This window comes from Hydrocoleum sp. CS-953 (genome assembly GCF_002260545.1).
Lineage (GTDB): Bacteria > Cyanobacteriota > Cyanobacteriia > Cyanobacteriales > Microcoleaceae > Trichodesmium.
This window is the reverse complement of sequence record NZ_LGSU01000704.1, coordinates 1-4,316: the sequence shown is the minus strand read 5'-3', so window position 1 is coordinate 4,316 and position 4,316 is coordinate 1. Positions and strand designations below refer to the sequence as shown.

Sequence of the window (4,316 nt, the reverse complement as noted above, 5' to 3'; positions counted from 1 at the left end):
TTGATCATTAACAATTAATCATTACCTCTTCTGTCATAGAAGAATTTGCTCAAAGTGATTTTTTCTTTTCCTCGACTTAATTTTGCAACTAAAACTTGCTAAATAATAATTTCAGGTATATTCTAAATAGTCAAGAGTACACTGTTATAACTATGTCTACATTACTCTGAATAGTCAAAGTAGACTTATGAAATTAATCTATGTCAGAAATAGCTCAAGCAACAAAACCTATTCAAAAAATTTTATTTGGTAGTCCTGGTACAGGCAAAAGTTATAAAGTACGGGAAATAGCAAATAATTCCCTACAAATTCAATGGAATGAGCAAAAAAAATCTTGGGAAAATACAATTAAAACGGTCTTTCATCCTGAATATACTTATGCAGACTTTCTGGGAAAATTATTACCACAAACTACTGCGGGTGGTACTGTTATCTATAAATTTTATCCCGGTCATTTTCTCCAAGTATTAGGGTTAGCATATAAATATTTAATTGATGGTAGTAACCAAAATGTACTCTTGGTAATTGATGAATTAAATAGAGGAAATGCTGCTGCTATTTTTGGTCCGATTTTTCAATTGTTAGATAGAGAAATAGATAATTGGTCAACTTATGATGTGAATTTATCAGAGTTAGAAATAGTCGCTTTGTTACGAGCAATGGGATATGATGCTCAAACAACTGATAAAAATATACAGGTGGATGGAAGTAATTTTGATGTGTTTTGTCAGATGACAAAAATGAAATTAGAAATGAATGATAATCAAGATGGTTTACGAGTATTAGAAAATTTGACAACTCAGAGAATTTCTATTCCGAGAAATTTATCAATTATTGCTACGATTAATACTTCGGATGAGTCTATATATTATTTGGATAGTGCTTTTAAAAGAAGATGGGATTGGGAATATGTGGATGTACCTGGTTATGGCAGAGAAAAAACTAAGGATATACTGATAGAAGGTAGGGAGGAAAAATGGTTGGATTTTGTGAATAAGCTAAATGATTTTATTAAGGTTAATCATCAAGTTATTCGGCGCATCGAAGATAAACAAATTGGTGTTTGGTTTTTGAAGTCGGAGAATAATCAAGTTACTAAAGAATCTATAGAAAATAAATTAATGTTTTATTTGTGGGATAGTGTATTTCCTAGAGATAGAAGACCTTTAGAAAGTTTGTTGTCGAAGGGCGATCGCCAAAGTATTAAGTTAATTACTTATTCTGATTTTGTTGCTTTATCTGAAGATTTTATTGATGGGATTATTTCCTGTGAATGGTTGACTTTTTAGAAGGAAAAAGGAAGAAGGAAGAAGGAAGAAGGAAGAAAGATGAGTCTATAGATAAATACAGTTCAGTTAAAGATTTTTTTTGCTGTTCTGTAATCTCAAGAGCTACTCTATTGCGGATTCAGATTTAGACAATTACTTCTATTGCTTATGGAGCAATAGGAATTTTTATTCAGTCTCAGATTTGGATAGTCGGTACTTCTATTGCGTATGTCGCAATAAGAATTTTTACTCGGTCTCAGATTTAGGTATTTATTTCTATTGCGTATGTCGCAATAGGAATTTTTACTCAGTCTCAGATTTAGGTATTTATTTCTATTGCGGATGTCGCAATAGGAATTTTTACTCAGTCTCAGATTTAGGTATTTATTTCTATTGCGTATGTCGCAATAGGAATTTTTACTCAGTCTCAGATTTAGGTATTTATTTCTATTGCGTATGTCGCAATAAGAATTTTTACTCAGTCTCAGATTTAGATAGTCGGTACTTCTTGGATTTCGCAATAGAAATTTCATCAAAGTTGGTTAAATATTAATTGATAATTTCTAACTTCCTCTAGAAGTTTGGAGATTTGAAGAGGGTTTGGAGACCAAACCCCTACAAAATTCTTGAATCTTAACAGCATCCCTATATTTTCTTGTACTATTTTGGGAAATTGATCTAAAAATTTTCACCTAATTTTGTGTTTGAGCAATGGGAGGAGTAAGAATAAAATGAGTCTTTTAGTTTGGCGATCGCTAACGATTGGGATTTTATACCACTTTAGAAAAAGAAAGCAGAAATACATCTATCTGCAAATATGCTGAAAAATAGCTACTTCAATTAATTTTAAATAGCTATCTCTATAATTTCCCCCTTTTTTTTCAGCATTTACTTCTTCCATCTTTCCTTCTTCCTTTTTCTCTATTCCTTCTTCCTTCTTCTTGGAAAAAAGAAAGCAGAAATACATCTATCTGCAAATATGCTGAAAAATAGTTACTTCAATTGATTTTAGATAGCTATCTCTATCATTGTAAGTATTCAGCTATTACCACTCAGTTCTCAGCTTTTTTAAAAAATAAAGCCAATTTATGGAGTTAATAACTCGCATTTTTGTTATCTATCTAGATTTTATATTCCCTATTGCTTTTGACAAAAATTGAATATATAGTCTAAATACTAAACACTTTAACCTAGCGCTAATAGCTGATGGCTGAATACTTACCGCTTACCTATTATTTTCCCATTTTTTTCAGCATTTACTTCTTCCATCTTTCCCTCTTCCTTCTTCCTTCTTCCCTCTTCCTTCTTCCTTCCTGACAAAAATGATAAATTTTGCCAAAATCAAACCTCAAGTCAACCCTAAATATTCTTTTGTCGGAATTGAGAAAAAGAGAGGTAAGTTGATTTTTCATTTACCAAAAGGATTTACTCAGGACGATCCAAATATTGATAGATTCAACTTTAAGTGTGAATTGTTTTTCAAACTCTATAAACTCCTGAAAATTGTGCAGAAAATCTATCAAGAAAAAGGATATTTACAGAAAAATATCAAAGTTAATGACCGTGACGGTGTACTGCAACAAGAAGCGGGAAAAGAAGTTGTCATCAATGATAATCAAGAAAGCATTTTTTATAGCAAACTTGATGCCTTAGATCATATCTTAAATATCTATGATGAGTTAAAAATATTAGCACTTGTCTCCCGTATCAGTAAATCTAAAACAATAGACTATAGTAAAATTCATCGCTATCTTCATAAAGCAATTTTCCTAAACAATGGTGCAATATTTATAGACTCTATTGACGCATCTAAACAACAAATATCTTATGAAGCCTCCGATATTGTGGCAATGTATTGTTATCTATTTAGTGAGATTCAGCAAAAATTAGGGGAAAGTATCAATCCAGAAATTGCTGCTTTATCTACTAGATTTCGAGAAAAATATATTGCGGATGAATATAGCTTGTTTAGCGAAACTAATTATCCATCAATTATTGATACTTTACGAGATGCTTTAGGAAAAATTGATAAATATACTCCGTTGAAAGATATAGATTATTGGGATTTTTATGATGCAATTGAGAAATTTTTATTCGGAGAGTTGGATGACACAAAAGACGGCAAAATATGGGGATTTAATAATTTTCATACTGTTTGGGAGGGAATGTGTTTAACTTATTTACTTAAACAAACAAATTCATGTTTTGTCTCTTATTTGAATAGTCGATATGTTGCCTCAGAAATAATTGCTCATTTGAACTATAAAAACAGAATGATCGATCTGAGTAATATTTTCCACGTCAACGATAAAGATATTTTTCCCGATGCTGTAATTCTTTCATTTCAGACTAAAGATAACTCCTCAAACTCCGCACTTTTAGATTTAGTTTCATCTAAGACTTCATATCAAATTGAAAAAGTCAAAAATTGGAATGACTTACGCTACTACACCAGCTTCAAATGTAATAAATATCAATTAAAAATTGCCTCTGTTCACCAAAACCCAGAACTAAAAAATCATACTTTTTATGATTTAGCTAAATTCTGCAAACTTGACGGAGAAATACTGACAGTTCATTATTTGCCAAATCAGTTTTATTCTTATTGGGAAATTTTGGATGATTTTAATGTCGAACAACTACAAATGATGAAAAATTTGAATCATGTATTTTATCTAGCTTTGAAATTTGGCATCTTATCATCCGACAGATTTTTTCAACGCTTCATTGATTATGTATTGGGGTCTGAATCTCTGCTCAAAGATAATATATTTTATCTGTCATTATTTCGGGATAAAGATAGACTCCGGTCTCTCAAAGAAATTAATCAAAGTTTTGGGAATTTCCTGAAAAAAATTATGAGCAAAATTTCTCTCCAAATCATTGATATTAAATATGCCAACTTTGACTATTATCTCAATCCAGGAAACCGAGAAGAAATTAAAAGTAGAAGTATTAGAAAACAATTTGTCTATGAATATCTGATTCAAAATTATCTGGAAAATAATAAAAAGACTGTCAGAAGTTGGAGTATAAATAGTGAGTTTT

At 30.8% G+C, this 4,316-nt stretch carries 2 protein-coding genes; both read left to right on the top strand.

Annotation, left to right across the window (positions count from 1 at the left end; translation table 11 throughout):
* Positions 1-200: 200 nt before the first annotated feature.
* Positions 201-1,289, top strand: coding sequence for a restriction endonuclease (locus tag AFK68_RS08215; RefSeq protein ID WP_094672315.1), 1,089 nt, complete (start codon positions 201-203; stop codon positions 1,287-1,289).
* Between the two features lie 1,301 nt (positions 1,290-2,590).
* On the top strand, positions 2,591-4,316 hold a 1,726-nt coding region (locus tag AFK68_RS08210; protein WP_094672314.1), incomplete at its 3' end, for a hypothetical protein.

Coding starts and splice junctions, on each gene's coding strand:
- AFK68_RS08215 (WP_094672315.1), top strand. CDS start 201: ATGTCAGAAATAGCTCAAGCAACAAAACCTATTCAAAAAATTTTATTT.